The organism is Acidimicrobiales bacterium (assembly GCA_036270875.1).
Classification (GTDB): Bacteria; Actinomycetota; Acidimicrobiia; order Acidimicrobiales; family AC-9; genus AC-9.
This window is the reverse complement of record DATBBR010000006.1, coordinates 1-21,668: the sequence shown is the minus strand read 5'-3', so window position 1 is coordinate 21,668 and position 21,668 is coordinate 1. Positions and strand designations below refer to the sequence as shown.

At 70.4% G+C, this 21,668-nt stretch carries 20 protein-coding genes; 6 read left to right on the top strand and 14 right to left on the bottom strand.

Going from position 1 to position 21,668, the window contains the following annotated elements; translation table 11 throughout:
* A partial coding sequence (locus tag VH112_00495) for a DUF2332 family protein (protein HEX4538696.1) occupies window positions 1-742 on the top strand: 742 nt, incomplete at its 5' end.
* 739 nt (window positions 743-1,481) lie between these two features.
* Here VH112_00495 and VH112_00490 read toward each other — a convergent pair.
* Together VH112_00490 and VH112_00485 are read right to left on the bottom strand one after the other, a co-directional pair.
* Window positions 1,482-2,681 carry a YbhN family protein gene (locus VH112_00490; GenBank protein HEX4538695.1) on the bottom strand — a complete coding sequence of 400 codons (1,200 nt, stop codon included), beginning with the start codon at window positions 2,679-2,681 and terminating at the stop codon, window positions 1,482-1,484.
* 194 nt (window positions 2,682-2,875) lie between these two features.
* A complete protein-coding gene (locus tag VH112_00485) occupies window positions 2,876-4,459 on the bottom strand; it encodes an alpha/beta hydrolase-fold protein (protein HEX4538694.1) in 1,584 nt (527 codons plus the stop codon).
* Between the two features lie 131 nt (window positions 4,460-4,590).
* On the opposite strand from VH112_00485, the gene VH112_00480 reads away from it, so the two are divergent.
* Window positions 4,591-6,393, top strand: coding sequence for an NAD-dependent malic enzyme (locus VH112_00480; GenBank protein HEX4538693.1), 1,803 nt, complete (start codon window positions 4,591-4,593; stop codon window positions 6,391-6,393).
* 22 nt (window positions 6,394-6,415) lie between these two features.
* Here VH112_00480 and VH112_00475 read toward each other — a convergent pair whose 3' ends face one another.
* The 4 genes from VH112_00475 to VH112_00460 are packed head-to-tail and all read right to left on the bottom strand — an operon-like array spanning window position 6,416 to window position 8,853.
* On the bottom strand, window positions 6,416-7,216 hold the full coding sequence (locus tag VH112_00475; GenBank protein HEX4538692.1) for an SAM-dependent methyltransferase: 801 nt from the start codon (window positions 7,214-7,216) through the stop codon (window positions 6,416-6,418).
* 25 nt (window positions 7,217-7,241) lie between these two features.
* Window positions 7,242-7,508 carry a DUF6510 family protein gene (locus VH112_00470; GenBank protein ID HEX4538691.1) on the bottom strand — a complete coding sequence of 89 codons (267 nt, stop codon included), beginning with the start codon at window positions 7,506-7,508 and terminating at the stop codon, window positions 7,242-7,244.
* A gap of 2 nt (window positions 7,509-7,510) precedes the next feature.
* Window positions 7,511-8,218: a ferredoxin reductase gene (locus VH112_00465; protein ID HEX4538690.1), complete on the bottom strand. Its 708-nt coding sequence runs from the start codon at window positions 8,216-8,218 to the stop codon at window positions 7,511-7,513.
* 29 nt (window positions 8,219-8,247) lie between these two features.
* Window positions 8,248-8,853 carry a sulfite oxidase-like oxidoreductase gene (locus VH112_00460; GenBank protein HEX4538689.1) on the bottom strand — a complete coding sequence of 202 codons (606 nt, stop codon included), beginning with the start codon at window positions 8,851-8,853 and terminating at the stop codon, window positions 8,248-8,250.
* 82 nt (window positions 8,854-8,935) lie between these two features.
* Here VH112_00460 and VH112_00455 point away from each other — a divergent pair, with 82 nt between their 5' ends.
* The 3 genes from VH112_00455 to VH112_00445 all read left to right on the top strand — a co-directional run bounded on the left by VH112_00455 (window position 8,936) and on the right by VH112_00445 (window position 13,098).
* A complete protein-coding gene (locus VH112_00455) occupies window positions 8,936-9,679 on the top strand; it encodes a beta-phosphoglucomutase family hydrolase (GenBank protein HEX4538688.1) in 744 nt (247 codons plus the stop codon).
* A complete protein-coding gene (locus tag VH112_00450; GenBank protein HEX4538687.1) occupies window positions 9,676-12,033 on the top strand; it encodes a glycosyl hydrolase family 65 protein in 2,358 nt (785 codons plus the stop codon). Before VH112_00455 ends, VH112_00450 begins: the two co-directional genes overlap by 4 nt.
* Window positions 12,034-12,165: 132 nt before the next feature.
* Window positions 12,166-13,098, top strand: coding sequence for a TauD/TfdA family dioxygenase (locus VH112_00445; GenBank protein HEX4538686.1), 933 nt, complete (start codon window positions 12,166-12,168; stop codon window positions 13,096-13,098).
* Window positions 13,099-13,106: 8 nt separating this feature from the next.
* On the opposite strand, the gene VH112_00440 is transcribed toward VH112_00445, so the two are convergent.
* Genes VH112_00440 through VH112_00430 form a run of 3 tightly spaced genes read right to left on the bottom strand, consistent with a single transcriptional unit; the run spans window position 13,107 to window position 15,164 of the window.
* Window positions 13,107-13,901 carry a class I SAM-dependent methyltransferase gene (locus tag VH112_00440; protein HEX4538685.1) on the bottom strand — a complete coding sequence of 265 codons (795 nt, stop codon included), beginning with the start codon at window positions 13,899-13,901 and terminating at the stop codon, window positions 13,107-13,109.
* The gene (locus VH112_00435) at window positions 13,891-14,238 is read right to left on the bottom strand and encodes a hypothetical protein (GenBank protein HEX4538684.1); all 348 of its coding nucleotides are present in this window, start codon (window positions 14,236-14,238) and stop codon (window positions 13,891-13,893) included. The genes VH112_00440 and VH112_00435 overlap by 11 nt, the downstream gene beginning before the upstream one ends.
* On the bottom strand, window positions 14,235-15,164 hold the full coding sequence (locus tag VH112_00430; GenBank protein ID HEX4538683.1) for a hypothetical protein: 930 nt from the start codon (window positions 15,162-15,164) through the stop codon (window positions 14,235-14,237). The genes VH112_00435 and VH112_00430 overlap by 4 nt, the downstream gene beginning before the upstream one ends.
* 137 nt (window positions 15,165-15,301) lie before the next feature.
* Here VH112_00430 and VH112_00425 point away from each other — a divergent pair, with 137 nt between their 5' ends.
* Window positions 15,302-18,088 (top strand): SpoIIE family protein phosphatase, encoded by a 2,787-nt coding sequence (locus VH112_00425; GenBank protein HEX4538682.1) that lies wholly within the window; start codon window positions 15,302-15,304, stop codon window positions 18,086-18,088.
* Here VH112_00425 and VH112_00420 read toward each other — a convergent pair.
* The 5 genes from VH112_00420 to VH112_00400 form a co-directional block, all read right to left on the bottom strand.
* Window positions 18,066-18,554, bottom strand: coding sequence for a hypothetical protein (locus VH112_00420; protein HEX4538681.1), 489 nt, complete (start codon window positions 18,552-18,554; stop codon window positions 18,066-18,068). The two genes, VH112_00425 and VH112_00420, sit on opposite strands and share 23 nt — an antisense overlap.
* 3 nt (window positions 18,555-18,557) lie before the next feature.
* Window positions 18,558-19,277 (bottom strand): hypothetical protein, encoded by a 720-nt coding sequence (locus VH112_00415; protein HEX4538680.1) that lies wholly within the window; start codon window positions 19,275-19,277, stop codon window positions 18,558-18,560.
* On the bottom strand, window positions 19,274-20,362 hold the full coding sequence (locus tag VH112_00410; GenBank protein HEX4538679.1) for an FHA domain-containing protein: 1,089 nt from the start codon (window positions 20,360-20,362) through the stop codon (window positions 19,274-19,276). Before VH112_00410 ends, VH112_00415 begins: the two co-directional genes overlap by 4 nt.
* Before the next feature lie 173 nt (window positions 20,363-20,535).
* Complete coding sequence (locus tag VH112_00405) at window positions 20,536-21,036, bottom strand: hypothetical protein (GenBank protein HEX4538678.1); 501 nt, start codon at window positions 21,034-21,036, stop codon at window positions 20,536-20,538.
* 62 nt (window positions 21,037-21,098) lie between these two features.
* A partial coding sequence (locus VH112_00400) for an NADH:flavin oxidoreductase (protein HEX4538677.1) occupies window positions 21,099-21,668 on the bottom strand: 570 nt, incomplete at its 5' end.

Here is a 21,668-nt window from a genome sequence, read left to right as displayed (position 1 = left end):
GGGCGTTGTCCAGCGAATGGAGCCCGGTCGACAGCTCGCTCTGGTGGACGTGGGGACGGGATCGGGGCTCGGGCTCTACCTCGACGGCTACCGATACGCCCTGAGCGATGGCCGGCAATGGGGCGCGTCTGACTCCCCCGTCGACATCGATTGCGAGCTCCGGGGACACCTGCGACCCCTCCTTCCTCCGACCGGGAAGATCGATCACCGGGTCGGCATCGACCTCAATCCTCTCGATCTCGATGACCCGGAGGAACGGGCGTGGCTGGAGGCATGCATTCCGCCGGAGGCAGGGGCGCTGCGACGGGTCGCCGGAGCCATCGAGGTAGCGCGCGCCGGTGATGCGCCGATCATTCGGGGCGACGCGCACGAGCTCCTCTCCGATGTGCTGAGGGCCGTGCCTGCTGGGCTGCTCGTCGTCGTGGTCGACTCGTTCGCGGCCGTCTTCTTCGATGAAGCCATGCAGCAGGACATGAGCGAGGTCATATCGAGGCTCGGCCGCGAGCGTGACGTCGCCTGGATCGCGCTCGATCCCCTGGTGCCTCTCGGGACGCGCGCTCGCCGGACCGTGCAAGGCCTGGACGCCCCGTCCCGTCTCGTGGAGCAGAACCGCCGGGGCGGAGCCTTCGCTGCCCTGTCACTCGTCGCGTACCTCGATGGGACTGCGTCCTCCAGGCTTCTTGCCAGTGCCCACCCGTCGGGGACTCGAATGGAATGGCTCGACGGCACGAGCGCGCTCTGAGTGCCGCGAGCCGGTCCCAGCGGGGCCTTGACCTCAAGAGCACTCGAGGTCTTACGCTTGTTCCGCATGGCACGACAGGATGCGGCATGACCGACATGACACCGGCATTGGACGAGGCCTTCGAGCGCATGGCCCGATCGGGCTTCGAGCTTCCGAACGGCTTCGTCAACCACGGACCCATGGCCTGCGAGGCCCTGGCTGCTCTCGGCTGCGACGATGTCATCGACGGCTGGGCTCGGCGCGTCGCCCGCTCCGGCGGGACGGCCGTCGACCCGGCGGCACCGGTCGACTTCGAGTGGCGAGAAGGGCTCGGTGACTACCGGAAGCTCCCCGAGTGGATCGGGCACTTCGAGCGAGCGATCGCGGACGAGGGGTGGGCCGCGGTCGTCGAGGTGTGGGTGCCCCGCCTGATGCCCGCGCTGGCTGTCGCCCTCTTCCATGGCGCCATCAGAGCGGCCCACGCCGTTCGGGCCATCGATTCGACGGACACCCCCGCCCGGCGTGCCGAGCTGGCCAGAGCACTCGCCTACTGGGCCGCCCGTTACAGCGCCGGGCGGCAGGCGACCGAACAAGCGAACGGGCACGACGTGCGGCCGGCTCTCGTTGATGCCGCCGCCAACGGCGCCCGTCATTACCTCGCCCGGCCCAACATCTTCAACCTCCACGGCGTCACCGGAGCCATGGCGGTCGAGCTCATGGTCGACCACATCTCACCCGCCGACGGAGCCGCCGGACTCGCTCAGGTGCGGGCCGAGCACGCCTCGCTGTACCGAGGTGCAGAGCCAGCGACGGCCAGCACGGGAAGAGGGGCGAGGCGGGGAGACGCGGTGGTCGATGACGAGCTCGCCCGGGCGGCGGCCGACAGCCGAGACCCACACCAGGTCAAGCTCGTCGAGGCCTGCCGCCGCGGCTTCGCGGCCACCGGTGATCCCACCTTCGCTGCCGCGGCGGAGACGGTCACCGGCGTCGGCCGCTGAACCGGCGCCACCGCCCGGCTTCGCTGCTCGCGAAGGGTGAGGCAGCCCCAGATACCCCACCCGACGGGCACGACAGACCAGAAGCTGACGATCCGGTAGAGGAACACGCCAGCCAGGGCGCTCTCGGCTGACATGCCGTAGGCGACGAGGAAGAAGGAAAGGCTGCCCTCCACAACGCCGAGCCCACCAGGAACGAGCGGAAAGCTGGCCGCCACCTGGGCCAGCCCGTAGGCCACCAGCACCCCGCGCCAGGGGACCGTGCCACTGATCGCCCACACGCAGGTCACGAGGCAGGCGCAATCGATGAGCCAGTTGAGCATGGCGAGCAAGCCGATCGTCGTCCAGCCCCGAACGTCGAGCCCGACCGCACCGACCCGCGACGCCAGCGTGCCGGCGGCGTCGGCAAGGCGTCGGAGGTGGGGCATGCCCGAGGTGGCCCCGGCCACGCCGCGTCCCACGGCCCTGGCTCCGGGCGAGCGCCGTCCGAGCAGAGCCACACCGGCAGCCACAACGGGCATGGCGGCCAGGCCCGCTGCCACCGGTCGCAAGTGGGCGACCGGCCCCCGGCCACCCGCGATCTCGATTCCAGCCGCCACGACGAGGAACAGCGCGAAGCTGCCCAGAGCGCCGCTCACGAGCACCACCCATCCGGCCAGCGGGCGGTCGGCCCCGCGCCGCCGCAGCCGGCCGAAGACCCAAGTCGCCCCCCACGCCACCCCACCGGGAAGCGTGAGGGCCAAGGCGTTGGCGGCGAGAGCGATCGCCGTCATCGGCCCCAGGCCCACCTCGACGTTGCCCGCCCGCAGCAGCCGCTGCTGGATCAGAGCGAAGACGACCATGGACGCGGCCTCGAGACCAAGTGCTGCCAGCAGCAGCCCCCAGCGGACGTGGACAAGGGAGTGACCGACGGCGGCGAGGTCGTGGCTGCGGCCGACGCCGGCCACGACAGCCACGACGAGCACGATCAGAGCTCCGCCGCGCCGGAGCAACTTGGGCGCGATGGCGGCTGCATTGCGGCCCGCGGCCGACCAGCCGGGGGTCGAGCGGAGGTCAGCGGCCGTGCACGTCATGTGCCTTCAGACGCCCCGGCGAGGCGAACCTCATCGGTCCCGCCACCGAAGGCCTGGCTACCTGGTGGCGCCCGCCCCGTGCGTCCTCAGTGGGCGCCGTGCAACGGGGCGAGCCCGACCGTCACCGTGCGGCCGTAGAACGGGGTGGCGTCCGCGCCCGCCGGCGCGTCGCTCGGCATGGGTGGGCCCAGGTTGGCGTGCACGACACGGGATCCGTTGCGACCGGTCTGACAACCCACCGGAACCTGCAGGGTGACCTCGCCGGTGCCCCGGAGGGTGAGGCCGCCACAGGACACGTTCTGCAGCTCGAGGAACTCGTCCGTCGGTCGGGTGACGTCGAATCGCCAGCCCCAGACAGAGAACGCCCGCTGCACGGTTCTGTAGTCGAAGCGGTCGGGTGGTGGTGGAGGGTTGCCGCTGCCGTCGTCGTGGCGGAGCGACGCGTACTGGTTCTCGAGCTGACCGCGGAGCCATGGATTCCAGTACGGATCGGAATGAATGCCGGGATGCAGCTCGTAGTGGTCAGTGACGCCGACGTCAGCGACCGCAGTCTGGAAGTCGACGTTCATGTCGAGCACCAGCGCCTCGAAGCCCTGGGCGGTGAGGTAGTCCGACGGGCTGCCGAGATCGGCGCTGCGCCGAGGCACGGCGTCATTGGAGAAGCCCTGCAGGTCGGTGACCTGCCGGCCCGACCGGAAGGCCCTGGCGTTCAGTACCAGGTCCCGGGGGTTCCGACCCCGGTAGTAGGCCTGGTCGGCCACCGGGTCGCCGAGGGCCAGGGTGGCGGCGTTGGCGTCCTCGGCCTCCGTCGGCGAGACGGAGCCCGGCAGGACGCCGACAGCGCCTGGCAGCTGATGGTACGGAACAGCACCCGGGGGCTGCACTCCGAGGGGTGAGGACGCCCGCGTGGGGTCGGCGCCGGGGAGGACCAGGATGTTGAGCGCCCCCGACACTGAGCCGAGCGACGACCAGAGATCGGGGTGGGCGAGGCCCAGCTGGTACGACCCGTACCCGCCGAGCGAGGTGCCCGCCAGCGCCCGCCACTCCCGTCCCGGTCGGGTCGGGAGGTGGGACTCGACGTAGGGCAGGATCTCGTCCATCACGTCCGTCGCGAAGCTGGGCGCCCGGGTGCGATACCGAGCCTCGTCGCCCCCGGCCGCGTAGCGCGGGTTCCAGTCGACCCAGAATCCATCGACGCCGGGCGCCGGACCGTAGCCCCCGGGCACTGTTCGGCCGTCCGGGGCCACCAGGATGATGTCCAGTGCCGGGCGGAGCGCCCAGTGGGCTGGATCGGAGTAGCTCCATGGATCGGCGACGCTGTGTGGGTCGACCGGCGGCCCCGAGTCCAGGGCGTCGACCCAGGCGCTGGGGTGAGCGCCCGTGCCCAACATCGAGGTGTAGTCGCCGCCGAAGCCGTGGAGCAGGTAGAGAACCGGACAGCGCCGACCAATCGATGGTGCGCAGGCAGGTGGCACGTAGTACGAGAACGCCGTGGTGCCGCCCAAGGCGGGGCTCGCCAGCTCCTGGCAGGACACCGTCCCCACGGCCACGGTTGGCGTCTGGGTCGGCGCCCGGCACCCGGCGAAGAACTGGGGTGCCGGACCGGTCGCCACCGCTGGGCCGGCCGGCAGGGCGAGGACACCCGCGGCGAACCCGGCGGCTGCTAGCACGCGGGCGGCTCGGCGCACCCTCAGGGGTTCGGCGCTGCTCGCCCCGATCCCTATCGTCAAGCGAGAGCGCGTCCCGTCGCCCTCGGCGTCACAATGGAGGTAGCCGCCCAGAGGGCCGGGGGGGGAACCCGATGCAGACGATGTGGTTGAACGAGGACGGGGCGTGGGAGACGACACTCCGTGGTCGCCAGGTGTTCGACAACCCCCGCCTGAACAAGGGAACCGCCTTCTCCCCCGAGGAGCGTCGAGCGCTGCGCCTGGTCGGACAGCTCCCGCCTTCGGTATTGACCCTGGACGAGCAGGCCGCCCTGTCGTACTCGCAGTACGCGGCACAGCCGACCAACCTGGCCAAGAACATTCACCTCGCCGATCTTCATGATCGCAACGAGGTTCTCTTCTACCGGGTGCTGTCCGACCATCTTCGGGAGATGCTCCCGATCGTCTACACCCCGACGATCGGAGACGCCATCGCCATGTACAGCCACGAGTACCGCCGGCCCCGTGGCGTCTATCTCTCGGTCGACTCGCCCGAGCTCGTCGGGCCGTCGCTCGGTGAGATGGGCCTCGGGCCCGACGAGGTCGACCTCATCGTGGCGACCGACGCCGAGGCGATCCTTGGCATCGGAGACTGGGGGGTGGGCGGTATCGAGATCGCCGTGGGCAAGCTCGTCGTGTACACCGCGGCTGCGGGGATCTACCCGGACCGGACGCTGGCCGTCATGCTCGACGTGGGAACCAATCGTCAGAGCCTGCTGGAGGACCCGCTCTATCTCGGCAACCGGCACCCCCGAGTGTCTCGGACGGCCTACGACGAGTTCATCGCGACCTACGTCAACACGGCGAGACGGCTGTTCCCGAACGCTCTGCTCCATTGGGAAGACGTCGGCACCAGCAACGCCCGCAGGATCCTCGAGCGGTACCGGCGGCGGGTACTGACATTCAACGACGACATGCAGGGCACCGGCGCCGTGAACCTGGCCGCCGTGCTGTCAGCCGCTCGAGTATCCGGTGTTTCGCTTGCCGAGCACCGAGTGGTGGTGCTCGGCTCCGGCACTGCGGGCATCGGCATCGCCGACCAGATGCGGGACGCGATGGCAGCGGACGGGCTCACCCGCGACGAGGCCACAACCAGGTTCTGGTGCCTCGACCGCCAGGGTTTGCTCACCGAGGAGGTCGCCGACCTCCAGGACTTCCAGCGGGCCTACCAACGACCAGCCAGCGAGGTCGTGGGGTGGAACCGCGACAACGAGCTCGGTGGGATCGACCTCGCCGAGGTGGTTCGCCGCGTCCACCCGACCATCCTCATCGGCACCTCCACGCGAGCCAACGCCTTCACCGAGGAGATCGTCACGGAGATGGCGGCCCACGTCGACAGGCCCATCATCCTGCCCATGTCCAACCCCACGCACCTCTGCGAGGGGGTTCCCGCGGACCTGATCCGGTGGACCGGCGGCCGAGCTCTGGTCGCGACGGGCAGTCCGTTCGACCCCGTCACCTTCGACGACGTGACCTACGTCATCGGCCAGGCCAACAATGCCCTGGTCTTCCCCGGTCTGGGTCTGGGCGCGATCGTCGCCCGGGCCACGGTCATCACCGATGGGATGATCGTCGCCGCCGCCCGAGCCATCGCCGATCTCGTCGACCCGACCATTCCCGGTGCGTCGCTCCTTCCCCAGATCGAGGACTTGCGCAGCACGTCGGTCGCCGTGGCCGTCGCGGTGGCCGAGGCCGCCGGGCGCGACGGCGTTGCCCGGGCTGCGCTGGACGGCGACCTGGAGTCCCAGGTGCGCGACGCCGTGTGGACACCGACGTACCGGCCGGTGCAGGCAGCGGAGATGGCCTCTGGTGTCCTGCGGGTCCCACCAACCCGTCCTCGAGACGAGCCCGCTCCGGCCAACTTCGGTCGTGACTTCTGGCCGCGCGGACCGCGGTAGCGGCCCGACCACCCGCGGTGGCTCACGCACTGCCTGCAGCCGCCGGCTCGGCGCCCACGAGCAGGCCAGTGCGACCCCGATAGCGCACCGGCTGGTCGCCTTTCACAGCGACGGCCCATCCCGACCGGGCCAGCAGCTGATCGGGCTCGTCAGGGCCGAACCTGGTGAGCCACGGCTCGCCCATGGCGGCGACGATCACACCTCGCACCCGACGACGGAGCCGTTCGGGCGCCGGAGCGTCGGGACGCGTCGTCGGAAACGCCACCGCCAGTCGGCTCCCGCCACCAGCTAACTCGTGGAGGCTGCCGAGCAGCTCGCTCGTCACCGGCCGGGGTAGGTAGCCGAGGAGCCCTTCCACCACGAAGAGAGACGGAAGGGTGGAGTCGTGGCCAGCGGCACGGAGCGCGCCCATCAGGTCGTCGTGTACGAGGTCGACGGCAACGAAGGAGATCTGGCTGGAGAGCGATCCGACGGCGGCCAGGCGCAAGCGCTTGTCCGCCTGTGTCGCCGGATGGTCCACCTCGAACCACCGAACCTGGGGGCTGGCGAAGCGCAGCGCCCGTCCGTCGTAGCCCGCGCCGACGACGACGATCTGCCGGACACCGGCGCGGAGGGAGTCCAACGTCTCCCGGTCGAAGAACGCGGTACGGACGGCCAGGTGACGTCGGAGCCGCTTGTCTCCCAGGCTCACCCGCTTTCCTCCGAGCGACTGGTAGAGGCGGACCTCGGCGTCGGCGTCACCCGTCGGCACCTCGGGTCGGACCAGGCTGGCCCGGCTGACAGCCACCCGGCGGGCAGTGAACGACGGCTTGGCCTCCCTCACGACAGCCTGGCCTCGTCGATGACCCTCACGGCGACCGGTTCAGGACCCAGGTGCCTCGAAGCTCGAGCACGTGGTGGTGGTCGCCCTGGATGCCGACACGCGCCCCCAGGTCGCCGCAATGCGGGCAGCGCAGCACGACGCCCGCCCCCTGATAGGCGCGATGGGCGCCGATCGCAGCGCGGGTCCCACACGACTGACAAATCCGCTCGGCGAGCGTGATCTCCGTGGTGAAGATCTCCTCCAGGGTGCCGGCGACGCCGTTGCCATCGGTGTGAAGTCCAGATGCTTCCATTGTCATCCTCCCGTCGGTCCGAATCGCTCGGTGCGAACTCTCGCAGCCTCGTGCCCGAGGGCCACGAGCAGGTCCGCCACGTGCTCGACGAACGGCGTCGGTCCACAAACGAAGATCAGCGGTCGTTCCTCGGGACCCGGTCCGACGGCGCCGATCATCTCGGCGTCCACCCGGCGGGTCCACCCGGCCCACTGTGCGTCCCAGTGGCGTGTCAGCGTGTAGTGGCAGGCGACGCCCTGGCGGGGAGCTTCGGCGAGCTCGGCCTGGTACAGCACGTCTTCCCGCGAGCCGACCGAGACCAACAGCCGGGTGTCGATGTCGCTCGCTTCCTGTCGGCGGTGGCGGACCATGGCCATTAGCGGCACGAGGCCCGAGCCCCCGGCGACGAGGAGCAGGGGTCCACCGTCGCGCACGTTCCAGGTGAAGTAGCCGCCGATCGGACCTCGTAGCTCGAAGCTGTCCCCGACGCGAAGCTCATCGGTCAGGTAGGGCGAGACCTCGCCGTCGTCGATCTGCTCGACCGTCAGCGCCAGCCCGGCGCTCCCGGGAGGCGAGGCGATGGAATACGAGCGCTGGGCCTGGTAGCCGTCGTCGGCCGTGAGACGGACATCGACGTGCTGGCCGGCGAGGTGGTCGGGCCACCCGGGGACGTCGAGGACGATCGTCCGGGCCCGAGGCGTCTCCTCCCGCACGTCGACGACCGTGCACACCCGCCAGATCAGCGGCGCGCGGCGGGCGCCTAGTCGCTCCAGTACCGCTGCTCTCTCCACGGGTCGCCGTAGTTGTGGTACCCGAGCGATTCCCAGAAGCCGGGCTCGTCCTCGTCCATGAGGGTCAGGCCCCGGATCCACTTGGCGCTCTTCCAGAAATACAGATGCGGGACGAGCAGTCGAGCCGGTCCTCCGTGCTCCGGCTCCAGGGCTTCTCCGTCGAAGCGGTAAGCGATCCACGCCTGGCCGCCGGTCACGTCAGCCAGCGGAAGGTTGGACGTATAGCCACCCTCGGACCGCGCGGTCACGAATTCGGCGCTCGTCTCGACCTCCTCGAGCAGGACGTCGAGGGACACACCCGTCCAGGCCGTGCCGAGCTTCGACCATTTGGTCACACAGTGGATGTCGACCGTGACCGTCTCGCTCGGGAGAGCGAGGAGCTCCTCCCACCCCCACGAGCGACGCTCGTCGACCGCGCCGTCGATGGTGAAGCTCCAGCCATCCAGCGCCACGTTCGGCGTGGGACCGGCCGACAGCACCGGGAAGTCGTTCACCACGTACTGCCCGGGAGGCAGGCGCGAGGGATCGACGTCCCTGCGTCGCCGGCCACGAAACCCACGGGATATCGGCGCCATCGCCCCTCCTCGACTCGAGCCTATGCCCTCGGTCGAGCCGGTGCCCGGTCAACGCCGTGGACGTGCCGCTACACTTCGCCCGATGCTGGGCCTTCCGGACAATGTAGTGGCGTGCCTGTTCGACCTCGACGGCGTCCTCACCAAGACGGCCAAGGTCCACGCCGCCGCCTGGAGGCAGATGTTCGACGACTTTCTCGCCCAGCGTGCCAAGCAGCGAGGCGAGACATTCGTCCCCTTTGATGCCATCACCGACTACGACGAGTACGTCGACGGCAAGCCGAGGATGGATGGGGTGCGATCGTTTCTAGCCGCCCGCGGCATCGAGCTTCCCGAGGGCAAGCCCGACGACCCGCCGAGCGAAGAGACCGTCCACGGGCTGGGCAACCGCAAGAACGAGATCGTGCTGCGTCTGATCCGCGAGCAGGGTGTGGAGGCCTATCCGGGTTCGGTCCGCTACGTCCGGGCCGTGCGAGACGCGGGCCTGCACCGGGCGGTCGTCTCCTCCAGCGCCAACTGCCATGACGTCCTCGTCGCCGCGGGGATCGCCGACCTGTTCGAGGTGCGCATCGACGGCCTGGTCGCCGAGGCCGAGCACCTCAAGGGCAAGCCGGCCCCCGACACGTTCCTCGCCGGAGCCAAGGCGCTCAACGTGGACCCCGGCCAGGCGGCAGTGTTCGAGGATGCCCTGGCCGGGGTGGCCGCCGGACGCGCCGGTAACTTCGGATATGTCGTCGGAGTCGACCGGGTCGGCCAGGCCGATGCCCTGCGCCAGCACGGAGCCGACGTCGTAGTGACCGATCTGGCCGAGCTGCTCGATCGATCATGATCCCCCACCCTGCGTTCGCGATCGAGCCGTGGGTGCTGCGCGAGACCGAGCTCAACCTCGACGTCCTGGCCCAGACCGAGTCGGTGTTCGCCCTTTCCAACGGCCACCTCGGTCTCCGCGGGAACCTGGACGAGGGCGAGCCGGTCGGCATCCCCGGCACCTACCTCAACGCCTTCTACGAGAAGCGGCCGCTCCGCTATGCCGAGACGTCCTACGGCAACCCCGAGGCGGGCCAGACCGTGGTCCACATCACCAATGGGAAGATATTCCGCCTCCTCGTCGGCGACGAGCCCTTCGACGTGCGCTACGGCCAGCTCCGCTCCCACGAGCGGGTGCTCGACCTACGGGCCGGAGTGCTCCGTCGACAGGCACAGTGGGTGTCGCCGGTGGGTCGTGAGGTTCGGCTCTCCACGACCCGGTTGGTGTCATTCGTCCAGCGAGCGGTAGCCGCAGTGCTCTACGAGGTGGAACCCGTCGACGGCAGCGCGATCCGACTCGTCGTCCAGTCTGAGCTGGTCGCCAACGAGCCACCCCCCACCGTCGACCCCGACCCTCGCGCCGCGGCGGCGCTGAGCTCGCCGCTGGTCTCCGAGGACCACATCTGCAAGGACAACCGGGTCGTGCTGTCCCACATCACCCGGGCAAGCCGCCTGCGGGTGGCCGCGGGTATGGACCACGTCGTCGACGGCCCGCCGGGCACCACGGTCAGCGTGGAGAGCGAGGAGGACCTCGGACGGGTGACGGTGACGGCTGACGTGGCGCCGGGCCAGCCCCTGCGCATCGTCAAGTTCCTCGCCTACGGATGGTCGGGGCAACGCTCGCAGCCCGCCATGCGGGCCCAGGTGGAGGGGGCCCTGGCCGAGGCCCAGCACACCGGTTGGGACGGCCTCGTCGACGCGCAACGCGCCTACCTCGAGGACTTCTGGGATCGCGCCGACATCGAGATCGAGGGCGACGCCGAGCTCCAGCAGGCCGTCCACTTCGCCATGTTCCACCTCCTGCAGGCCGGGGCCCGAGGCGAGCAACGGGCCATTCCCGGAAAGGGTCTGACCGGTCCGGGCTACGACGGGCACACATTCTGGGACACCGAGATGTTCGTGCTTCCGATGCTCACCTACACCTACCCGGCAGCGGTCGGCGACGTCCTTCGCTGGCGACATGCCACCCTCGACCTGGCCCGCAAGCGGGCGACACAGCTGGGGCTGCAAGGCGCTGCCTTCCCGTGGCGGACGATCAGCGGCGAGGAGTGCTCGGGCTATTGGCCGGCGGGGACCGCCCAGTTCCACATCAACGCCGGGATCGCGGACGCCGTGATCCGCTATCAGGTGGCCTCCGAGGACGAGCTGTTCGAACGCGAGGTCGGGATCGAGCTACTGGTGGAGACCGCTCGCCTGTGGCGATCGCTCGGCCACCACGGTGCCGACAGCGGCTTTCGCATCGACGGGGTGACGGGTCCCGACGAGTACAGCGCCATCGCCGACAACAACGTCTACACCAACCTGATGGCCCAGAAGAACCTACGGGCCGCGGCGGATATGGCCGAGCGCCACCCCGATCGCGCCGTGGAGCTCGGTGTGGATCCCGAGGAGGTCGCCTCCTGGCGCGATGCCGCCCGGATGGTCGTGATCCCCTATGACGAGATGCTCGCCGTCCACCCCCAATCCGATGGCTTCACCGCCCACGAGCGGTGGAACTTCTCGGCCATGGGCCCCGACGACTACCCACTGCTCCTGCATTTCCCGTATCTCCAGCTCTACCGCAAGCAGGTGGTCAAGCAGGCCGACCTGGTGCTGGCCATCCAGACGCGCGGTGATGCGTTCACCGAGGATCAGAAGGTCCGTGACTTCGACTACTACGAAGCGTTGACGGTCCGAGACTCCTCGCTGTCGGCATGCACACAGGCGGTCGTCGCCGCCGAGGTCGGTCACGTCGAGCTCGCCTACGACTACTTCGGTGAGGCGGCGCTGATGGACCTGGACGACCTCGAGCACAACACTCGGGACGGCCTTCACATCGCCTCGCTCGCCGGCGCCTGCATGGCACCGATCGGTGGGTTCGGCGGCGTTCGCGACTTCCACGGCGCCCTCAGCTTCTCGCCGCGCCTCCCCCAGGCCCTGACCCGGATGAGCTTTCGTCTCATCTTCAAGGGCCGGCTGCTGAAGGTCGAGATCAACCACCGAGAGGCCAGCTACCTGCTGATGGACGGGCCCCCGTTGGAGATCTCCCACCACGGCGAGACGGTCTCCCTCGAGACCAAGAGTGCGGTGAGGCGTCGCCTTCCCCGGCTTCCCACACGCCCGCCGCCGCAACAGCCTGCTGGCCGGGCCCCCGCGCGGCGTGTCCCGCAGCACTGATGGCCAGGGCCTGAGCCGACCCGCACCAGCTGCTCACCTCCCTTGACAGTGTGCACCGGGCCGCCAATGATCACTGAGCGGGTCGACAATCGGCTCGGCCGATCACGGCCGGGCAAGAGGAGGCAGCGCGACGTGACGACCACTACCGACGCCGCCGTGAATCTCACCGTCGAGCCCCTGGCCGGCAGGATCGGCGCCGAGATCGGGGGCGTCGACGCCGCCGCCGACCTCGGCCCTGACACGGTCGCGCAGATCCGCAGGGCCCTGGTCGAGCACCGGGTTGGCTTCCTCCGCGACCAGCGCCTCGACTACGAGGGTCAGGTCGCCTTCGCCCGCCGCTTCGGCGATCTCACGCTCGGCCACCCCACTCTGGCCTCGCCTCCCGACCAACCCCATCTGGAGGAGATCGACTCGGACATCGGCGTCCGCACCAACTTCTGGCACACCGACGTCACCTTCGTGGACCGGCCGCCAGCGTTCACGATGCTGCGCGCCGTCGTGATCCCAGAGCTCGGGGGCGACACCATCTGGGCCAACACGGTCAGTGCCTACCAGGACCTCCCCGCTGAGCTACGGGAGCTGGCGGACAAGCTGCGCATCGTCCACACCAACGCCCAGGGCTACTCGAGCGTCGCCGAGAGCACCGACAGCACGAGCGACGCGGTGCGGTCACACAAACGGCAGTTCGTCTCCACTGTGCACCAGACCGAGCATCCAGCGGTGCGGGTCCATCCCGAGACCGGTGAGCGCTCGCTGGTGCTGGGAGGTTTCGCTCAGACCGTGGTCGGCCTCAGCCCCCAGGCGTCGCGCGATCTCATCCGCCTCCTCCAGGACTACGTCGTCCGGCCCGAGAACACGGTCCGGTGGAAGTGGCGAGTCGGCGATCTTGCCATCTGGGACAACCGGGCCACCCAGCACTACGCCATCCATGACTACGGCACCGCCCACCGCCGGGGCGAGCGGGTCACCGTAGCCGGCCCCGTCCCGGTTGGCGTGGACGGCCGACCCAGCGTCGCCCTTCGGGGCGACGCCAGCGCCTACTACGCCGGCCAGCAGCAAACGTAGGCGCCGAGCTACACCACTCCGACACGGACGCGGTACGTCCACCACCACGGTCGCGCCTTCTGCCCGAGCACCTTCGTCGCCACACGCCGGAGGTCCTCGAGTCCGATCTCCTCGTCTGCCACGCCAGCCTGCCGGAGCGCGACCACTCCTCCCTGGGTGTCCGCCAGGGCGATGAGGCGGTCGGCTCCCCCCGACTCCACATTGCCGAGGGCCAGCTCGGTCGCCCATCGGAAGGCCCCCGAGCCTCGCATCCGGGCGAGGTGGCCCGACTTCTCCCATCGCCGCGGAACCACGCCGAGCTCAGCTTCGAGCCGCCGGGTGGCCTGGTCCATACGGTCGTAGGCAGCATCGACCTCCCAGTCGATCGCTGGGGGCCAGTCGCAGTCGATGGCCGCGAAGACCCCGCCGGGTCGAAGTACCCGCGCCACTTCCGGGAACGTGGTCTCGGGATCGAGCCAGTGGAGCGACTGAGAGCACGTCACCACGTCGGCGCACGCGTCCTGGAGGCCGGTGTCGGCGGCTCGCACGTCGCGCAACTCGAACTCCGTTCCCGGTGCCGAGCTGAGCCGCGCCGCGGCCACAGCCCGCATGTCTACGTTGGGTTCAACGGCCACGACGCGCTCGGCGCGCCCCGCCCAGATGAGCGCGGAGACACCCGTGCCGCTGCCCAGATCGACCACCACGGTGGGGCGAGAGCTCCGGGCCAGCTGGCTCAGCAGCTCGGTGAATGACACAGGAGGCACCGGGCGGACCTCGTCGTAGAGTGCGGCGAAGCCCGAAAAGCGCTCGACGCTATCGGTCATCGGCCGGTCCGGCATCCTGCTGCTCGTCGAGCAGGCGCTCGAGCCCGCCGCGGCGGGACAGGACGGCCGATCGGGGCACGGCGCGGGCACACCCCGCTCGCCGCGCCGCCTCGAGCAGCTCTCGATCCACGTGGCTGGCGAAGCCGACGACTGGCGTCGGAGCCAGCATGGGAACGACATCGAGGGCCCCCGTCCGGGAGAGATCTATCAGGACGAGCTGCGCCCCGACGGCCGCGTCGGGCAGGTCCTCCAGACGGTCGATCAGTTCGAGGCCAGGCGTCCCGGTCAGGCGGGAACGATCCATGAGGTCGGGCACGAAGGCGACGGTGCGCGTCACGACGGCCCGCGCTGCCGGACCCTCGCCAGGTCGTGTGGCCCCGACTGCGGATAGCCTCCGGCGCTGCGAATCGCCGCGCCCCAAGACCCGAGGATGTAGAGCAGCTGGTCGAGGTCCGGCCCGAGCCGCTCGACGGTGGACCGGCATTGGCGGTCGGTCGCCCGCTCGATCTCCTCGCGCGCCGCCCGGCCCTCATCGGTCATTCCCCCGTCGGCGATCATCCCCCGCTCGACGAGCCGAGCCTCGGCAGCGTCCAGATCGGCGTCACTCCACGCTCTCGTGCGCACGTAGGACCGCATGGGCAGGCCCCAGTACAGCTCGGTCAGCAGCCCGATCTCCGTGGCGTCGAAGCCCGCAGTCGTCCAGGCTGCGGTGTGGGAGTCGCCTCGGTACTCGCGGAGGCGATCGGCCAGTGTCCACACGTCACCGACCGGATCCTCCGGTAGACCCTGGGACAGCAGCCCGGCGTACAGGGGATGGCCCTCGACGCGCAGGCCGTCACCGGCGCGGACCAGTAGGGCCCTGGCCAGCTCCAGGCCCTCGGGCCTCGGGCCGAGAATGCGCACCATCTGTGCAATGGCGCCGTTCGTGCGGGCCGCGCAGATCGTCGCTGCGTCGGTCAGGGTCCACCCGTGGTTCACCATCGGTGTCACGGCCGACGGGTTGAACACCGCGAACGCGGAGGCCACCACCTCCCCTGGCAACTGCCCCATGACCGAGCCGCGGCTGCAGAAGTACGCAGGACCGTCGGGCAGCGCCACAGTTCCAGCCGAGCCGGGGCTGGGGTTGAATCCCAATTCCGCGTAGGCCCGGTGGCACTCGGGTGAGAAGTAGACCTGCCCGGCGACGGGCTCCAGCGCGCCAGCCATGAGCCGGGCCCGCTCGCCGAGCACGTCGGCGCTGCGCAACTCCCCGCTGATCGCCATCGGGCGCCTCCCAGTTGACGGTCTTCGCTCAGGGACCATAGGGCGCCGCGGCGAAGTGCGTCGAACGCCCTCCTGGCGGTGACGGCGGGGCGGCGGCCGGGCCCCGGGGCATATCCTTGCCGCCAGGAGGGGAAGGGATGGGTCCACAGGAGCTGGAGTTGTCCTCGAGACAGGAGGCGGCGGCAGCGGCACGACGGGAGGTTGCCGCCTCGTTGTCGGGGACCGAATTTGCCCATTTGACCAACGACGCCCAGCTGGTGGTCAGCGAGCTGGTCAGCAACGCCCTCCTCCACGGCGCCCCGCCCATCCGGCTCGGCATCGACGTTGGAAGCGATCGCGTGCGGCTCGCCGTCTTCGACTCCTCGGCGACGCCGCCGGGGCGCAACCACACGGGCGAGACGGCCATGACCGGTCGGGGGCTGATGGTCGTCGAGGCCCTGACCGTCCGTCGCGGCGTGGAGCGGGACGGTCCCGGCAAGCAGGTGTGGGCGGAGCTGTCAGGGGAAGCGGCCGAGAACGCTGACGATCTGCTGGGCGCCTTTCTGTCGCCCGACGAGCTCGTGGATGCGTGGGCCGACGCCGACGAGCCCAGGGACGTTGTGGAGGTCGACCTTGGCGATGTCCCGACCAAGCTCCTGCTGGCAGCGAAGATCCACACCGAGAACCTTGTCCGCGAGTTCACGCTGGCGGTCGTCGGCGCCGAGGCGGGGGCCACGGCCAGGGTGCCAGAGGAGCTGGCCCGGCTCATCTCCACGGTCACCAAGGACTTCAGCGAGCTTCGCCGCGAGCTCAAGGAGCAGGCCCTCGCCGCCGAGGCAGCAGGCAAGGCACGCACGCAACTCCGCGTCCGGCTGTCACCGCGGGCCATCGAGACGGGCGAACGCTACCTGGAGGCGCTCGACGAAGCCGACGCCTACTGCCGCGCCGGGCGGCTTCTCTCGCTGGAGACTCCGCCCCAGCACAGGGTCTTTCGGCGTTGGTACGTCGGCGAGCTCAGCCGCCAGGTGCAGCGCTCGCTCGAGGGTCTCCCACCGCAGGCACCCCAGAGCTTCGAGGATCGGCTCCTGGACGAGCTGAACCTGCTCGCTGACGCCGAGCGGGCGGCCGAGCGCGCCGCTCGGTTACACCGGCTGAGCACGTCGCTGGCCGCTGCCGGCACTGCCGCGCGGGTGGCCGAGGTCGTCCTGGAGCAAGCCGTTCCCGCCCTGGGCGCGACGGGGGGCGGTCTGCTCGTACCGGTGGGCGCAAAGCTGGCGCTGCCGGGAGCGGTCGGCTATCGCGAGGAGCTCGTCTCTGCCCTGAGGGACGAGCCGGTGGAGGCGGACCTACCGGCGGCCGTCGCCCTCCGGACCCGCCAGCCGCTGTGGCTGGAGTCGGCCGAAGAGCTCGACAGCAGGTTTCCGGACGTGCGGAGACTGGAGCCGGAGACGATGTCGCTGTGCGCCATACCGCTCTCCGTCGACTCCTCGGTGGGAGCGATCAGGCTGTCGTTCGCCGAGCCGCGTCTGTTCGGCGATGACGAGCGGGCGTTCATCCTCGCCCTTGCGGGCCAGGGTGCACAGGCGCTGGATCGGGTTCGCCTTCTCGAGGAGGAACGGCAGGCCGCCGATCAGCTGGCCTTCCTGGCCGACGCCAGCAAGGAGCTGGCCGAGTCCCTCGACCACGAGCAGACGCTGCGAACCGTCTCCGAGCAGGCCGTCGCCACGATGGCGGACTGGTGCGCCGTGTACCTGGCGGAGCGGCGGCACATCCGAATGGTGGCGGTCGCCCAGACGGACGAGGACGCCCCGAGCCAGGCGTGGGACCTCAACGTCCGCTTCCCGACCGACCGCGCACCGGGCGGTGTACCGACGGTCGTCGCCACCGGACAGGCGGAGCTGTATTCCGAGGTGACCGACCAGCTGCTGACCGCGTCCGGTTTCGACCAGTCCCAGGCAGAGATCGTTCACCAGCTCGGCATCCGTTCGGCGATGACCGTCCCCATGACGGCGCGGGGCCGCACGATCGGTGCCATCGTCCTGAGCCGGACAGGATCGCGACCTCGGTTCGACGAGGACGACCTGGCCGTCGCCCTCGGCCTGGCCCAGCGAGCCGCGCAGGCGGTCGACAACTCCGTGCTCTACCAACACAAGAACGTGGTGGCACAGGCCCTGCAGCGCGGCCTCCTGCCGCCTGCCCTCCCCTCTGTTCCCGGGATCGAGGTGGCTGCTGCGTACCGCCCCGCGGCCGAGGATGTCGGCGGTGACTTCTACGACCTATGGCCGTTGGAGAAGGGCGTCTGGGGCTTCGCGGTCGGCGACGTGTGCGGCATCGGCGCCGAAGCGGCGGCCTTCAACGCGGTGGCCCGGGCCACCTTGCGCGCCCTCAGCATCACCGGGACTGGCCCCGCCGAGTGGCTGCGGGGCCTCAACGCGGCTCTGCTCCTGGGTGCCACCGACGAGCCCCAGGGGGAACGGTTCTGCACGGTCGTCGCTGGCACGTTGCGCCTGGACGGAAACGCTGCCGTGCTGCGCCTTGTCACCGGTGGCCACCCGCCCCCGATCCGGCGCCGACCCGGCTCGCCAGCGGTCCCGGTCCGGGTCAGCGGCACCCTGATCGGCGCCTTCGACGACGTGAGGATCGGCGAGCTCGAAGTTCCCCTCGGCCCCGGCGACCAGCTCGTCCTCTACACCGACGGCGTCACGGACATGCGCCGGCCAGACGGCACGATCCTGGGCGAGCGCGGCCTGCTCAGCCTGTTGGGCGGCCCTGACCAGCCCGCCGAGGCGCTGGTCCGCGACCTCGTAGCCCGGCTGTGGGCGGATCGGCCGCCGGACGACGACGTGGCCGTTCTCGTGCTGGGCCGGGAGCCGGCCCGGGAGGCCGACCAGATGACGGAGCCGGCCCGGGAGGCCGGCCAGACTACGGAGCCATCTTCCAGCTAGCGCGCCCTGCACCGCTGCCGCGAACCGGTTCGAGCGCGGCGGCGTACTCGCTGATACGAGAGGCGACCTCAAAGGCGAGATCCGTGCTGCCGAGGTCGGGGTCGGCCCAGATCTCGGAGACCCGGCGCCAGGTGTCGGCGCGACCGAGGAACGGTCCGACCACCGCTTCGCGGCCGAGCTTCCGGCGCCACCCGTCCTCGCAGTCGAGCAGGTGGGCAATGACCCGATCGTTGTCCGCCATATCCCGGTGCTCGGCGTGGAAGCCCACCTCCAGCGCGAGCACGGTCGCGCTCTCGACGTAGTCAGGCCCGATGACCTGCGCTTCGTAGTGCTCGCGCGGAGGGCGCTCAGGGCCGAACCAGACCTTGATGCCGTACCGGTGCCACCGGAGGCGGACGTGGCCCAGATCGCTCGAGACCAGCCCCCGAAGCGCCTCGGCGACCTCTTCGAACAGGGACAGCTCCATCGGCTAGGACGGCGAGCAGGCGCGGATGGCAGCGTCGGCGGCGGCCTCGGTGGCGAGCTTGGCACTCCTGGCCAGTCGGGCCATCTGCGGTATCCGCGCCGGGTTCCGCAGGAAGTAGCGGGCGACGGCGGCCCCGTTCGCCGTCCCGTCCTGGTTGCTGAGCCCGAACACCTCCTGGTCGATGCTCCCGTCAGTGGCTCGGTCGCTGATGACGCGGAACACCGACCACGGGATGCCGCGCTGCTCGCACACCTCGGCGATCGCCGCCGTCTCCATGTCGAGCGAGACCACGCCCTGGGCCCGCAGACCCGAGATGACGTCGGCGTCGGTGATGAGCGAATCGGTCGTCCACATCTTCCCCTGAGCCGTACCGTCCCCCAGCGGCTCGGGCCGATGCTCGGCGCCCGTCGCACCGTCCACCACGGCCTCGGGGCGGACGAGCTTGCCGATCGGGGTCTCGTTCTCGACCGCGCCGGTGATGCCCACCACGACGACGCGCTCGATTCTTACCGCGTCGAGCAGCCGGCTGGTGGCGTCCGTTGCCAGCCGGGGTCCCATCCCGGTCACGATGGCGACCACCTCACGGTCGCCGAGGGTCCCCGACGAGACGGTCATGCCGGCAATCTCGGTCCGGTGCAGCGAAAGCTTGCGGGCCAGGGGCCGAAGCTCCATCGGCATGGCGCAGACGAACGCGGTGCGGCCTGGGGCTCGCCCCGCGTTCACCTGGGTGAGCCCGGTGCGCTCGACCGAGCCGCGTCTTCGAGGGTATAGACGCGCCCCCCGACACGAATGCTCCAGCCCGGCGGAAGCTCCGTCCCTTCTTGGCCGACGCGCGTCCAGTCCCTGGCCCCCGGGGCGGCGACGAATGTCCCGTTGGCCGAGGATGCGTCGCGGACGAAGACCTTGCCGCCTTCGACCCACAGGTGGGCATGCACCCGCGAGACGAGCTGATCGGGGTCGTCGACCTGGAGCGGCGAGGCCTTCCTGCTCTTCACGTCCTCGTCGGCGCCCGGCTCACGCCCGAGGACATACTGCCCATCCAGGGGCGTCCGCGACCCGTCGTCGCCGACGAGCTCCGCCGGCGCGTCCCGCATCGCCATGGTGGCGGCGGCTCGCCGTGGTGGGCCAGTCGGCCCGTCCTCCGCCTCGAGTGGTGATCGGGGGCCGCTCGTCACGTTGCCAGCCGGCACGGGCTGTGGTTGTGCCGGGGTCTGCTCGGCCGCCTGGTCGAAGAGGGGTCGGTTGTCCCGCTGCGCGACGCCCGACGCCATCTCGTCCTCGTCGCCTGCTGGCGGCCTGGCGGCCTGCACCGCCTCGGTTGCCGGCAGGCCGTCGTCGTCAGACGCCGCGACCGGGGGCGACACCGACGACGGCCGACCGCTCACGCCGCCGCCCGGTGTCAGGACGAACCCGGCCCCCGGCACGACGCCGACCCGGAGGTCGGAGCCGGGATGGACCGACGCTGATCCGGCCGGGCCCTGGGTGAGCGCCAGTCGGTCGAACGGCGCCCGCACCACCTGATCCACCCATGTGACCGCCTGGCGACCCGACAAGCGACGGGTGCCCGACGGTTGGGCGATCTCGGCATCGACCTCGCCATGGAGCAGCACCAGGGCGCCGCCCTCGACCGGAGCCACCACGCCGAAGGATGCCGCGTCACCAGACACGGTACGAAACAGCAGCTCACCGACGCGGCGGGCCAGAGCCGCACCCGGCAGCGACCCCTCGGCGCTGCCGGCCTCGACCGTGGCCACGAGCTCTTCGACAAAGGGGTCGACCTCTGAGGTCGGCCCCGCTACGAGAAGCACGGAGTCTCCGAAGCGGCCCACGAGACCGTCCCCCGGCTGCACCCCTACGTGTGAGCTGGATGCCTGCACCCTGGCCCTCCCTTCCTACGACAAGGACCAGGATTTCAGAAACCGACGATCATCGTCGCCCGCGTCGGGGCGGCGGGCGTCGCTCAGACCGCCGCCGGCCGTGTTCAAAGTGGAGGCTCGCAGCTCGGATGGTCCCGGAGGCACGCCCGCCCCCGGGCCACGAGCTGCTCCGGGCTCACAGGACGCGCCATGGGAGCCATGAGCACAGACTCGAGCGGCAGCAGGCGGTCCAGCTGGATCCTGCGTATCGAGCCCGGATCCCCGCCTCCGAGCGCGAGGATCTCGCTGGCCAGGACGGCGACGGCTCCACGCCAGCTGAGAGTCCCGACCCGCCCGCTAGGCAGCCTCGTCGCGCCCCCCTCCCAGGCGGCGAGCTGCCACAAGAGGTCCGGGTCACCGTGGGCGACCTGGTTCACGTACGCCCACGTCGGAACCTCGCGCCCCTGACCGAGGAACAACTCCGCCGACGAGCCTCCGAGGAAAGCCTCCGCCTCCCGAGCCAGCCGGGCCCCGCTCCGTGTCTCGCGGGACAAAGAGTGGTCCCGGATGCCCTGGGCCTCTCGCCGCCTGCGCCACTTCCACATCATGCGCACCCCCGACGACACAGAGTAACGCTCCCGGCGTCGCCTGGAAACTGGCGACGCGGACTGCCCCGGCATCGCCGGTGTCAGCGTTCCACGAGCCTCCCGAGGCCTGGGCGTTGCTCGGGCGGCACCAGCACGCAATGGGTGCCGCGATAGATCGTCGGCATGCACTTGTTGCAGTGGATGCACAGGCTCTCGGTGGTCACGCCCCGCTTGAGGCGATCCACGAGGTCCGGCTCGCGGAGCAGCGCCCGCGCCATGGCCACGAGCTCGAATCCCTCGTCGAGGGCACGCCGCATCGTGTCCAACCGATTGATCCCGCCCAGAAGGATGAGGGGCAGGTCGACCGCCTGGCGGAACTGGCGGGCGTAGGGCAGAAAGAAGGCCTCCTCGAACGGGTAGGTCGGCATGAATCTCGGTGACAGCAGCTTGAACCCCGGACGCAACCACCGCGGCAGTGTCCGCGCCATCTCCGAGACCGGCGCGTCGCCGCGGAACAGGTACATCGGGTTGAGCAGGGATCCGCCGCCTGTGAGCTGCAGTGCGTCGAGCGCGCCATCCTCCTCCAGTAGCCGGGCCACCTCGATGCTCTCGTCGAGCCACAGCCCGCCGTCGACGCCATCCACCATCTGCAGCTTCGCGGTCAGGGCGAC

Bases quoted from the DNA above. Each gene is read 5' to 3' on its own strand.
- VH112_00480 (HEX4538693.1), top strand. From the start codon at position 4,591: ATGCAGACGATGTGGTTGAACGAGGACGGGGCGTGGGAGACGACACTC.
- VH112_00470 (HEX4538691.1), bottom strand. From the start codon at position 7,508: ATGGAAGCATCTGGACTTCACACCGATGGCAACGGCGTCGCCGGCACC.
- VH112_00460 (HEX4538689.1), bottom strand. From the start codon at position 8,853: ATGGCGCCGATATCCCGTGGGTTTCGTGGCCGGCGACGCAGGGACGTC.
- VH112_00455 (HEX4538688.1), top strand. From the start codon at position 8,936: ATGCTGGGCCTTCCGGACAATGTAGTGGCGTGCCTGTTCGACCTCGAC.
- VH112_00450 (HEX4538687.1), top strand. From the start codon at position 9,676: ATGATCCCCCACCCTGCGTTCGCGATCGAGCCGTGGGTGCTGCGCGAG.
- VH112_00440 (HEX4538685.1), bottom strand. From the start codon at position 13,901: ATGACCGATAGCGTCGAGCGCTTTTCGGGCTTCGCCGCACTCTACGAC.
- VH112_00430 (HEX4538683.1), bottom strand. From the start codon at position 15,164: ATGGCGATCAGCGGGGAGTTGCGCAGCGCCGACGTGCTCGGCGAGCGG.
- VH112_00425 (HEX4538682.1), top strand. From the start codon at position 15,302: ATGGGTCCACAGGAGCTGGAGTTGTCCTCGAGACAGGAGGCGGCGGCA.
- VH112_00420 (HEX4538681.1), bottom strand. From the start codon at position 18,554: ATGGAGCTGTCCCTGTTCGAAGAGGTCGCCGAGGCGCTTCGGGGGCTG.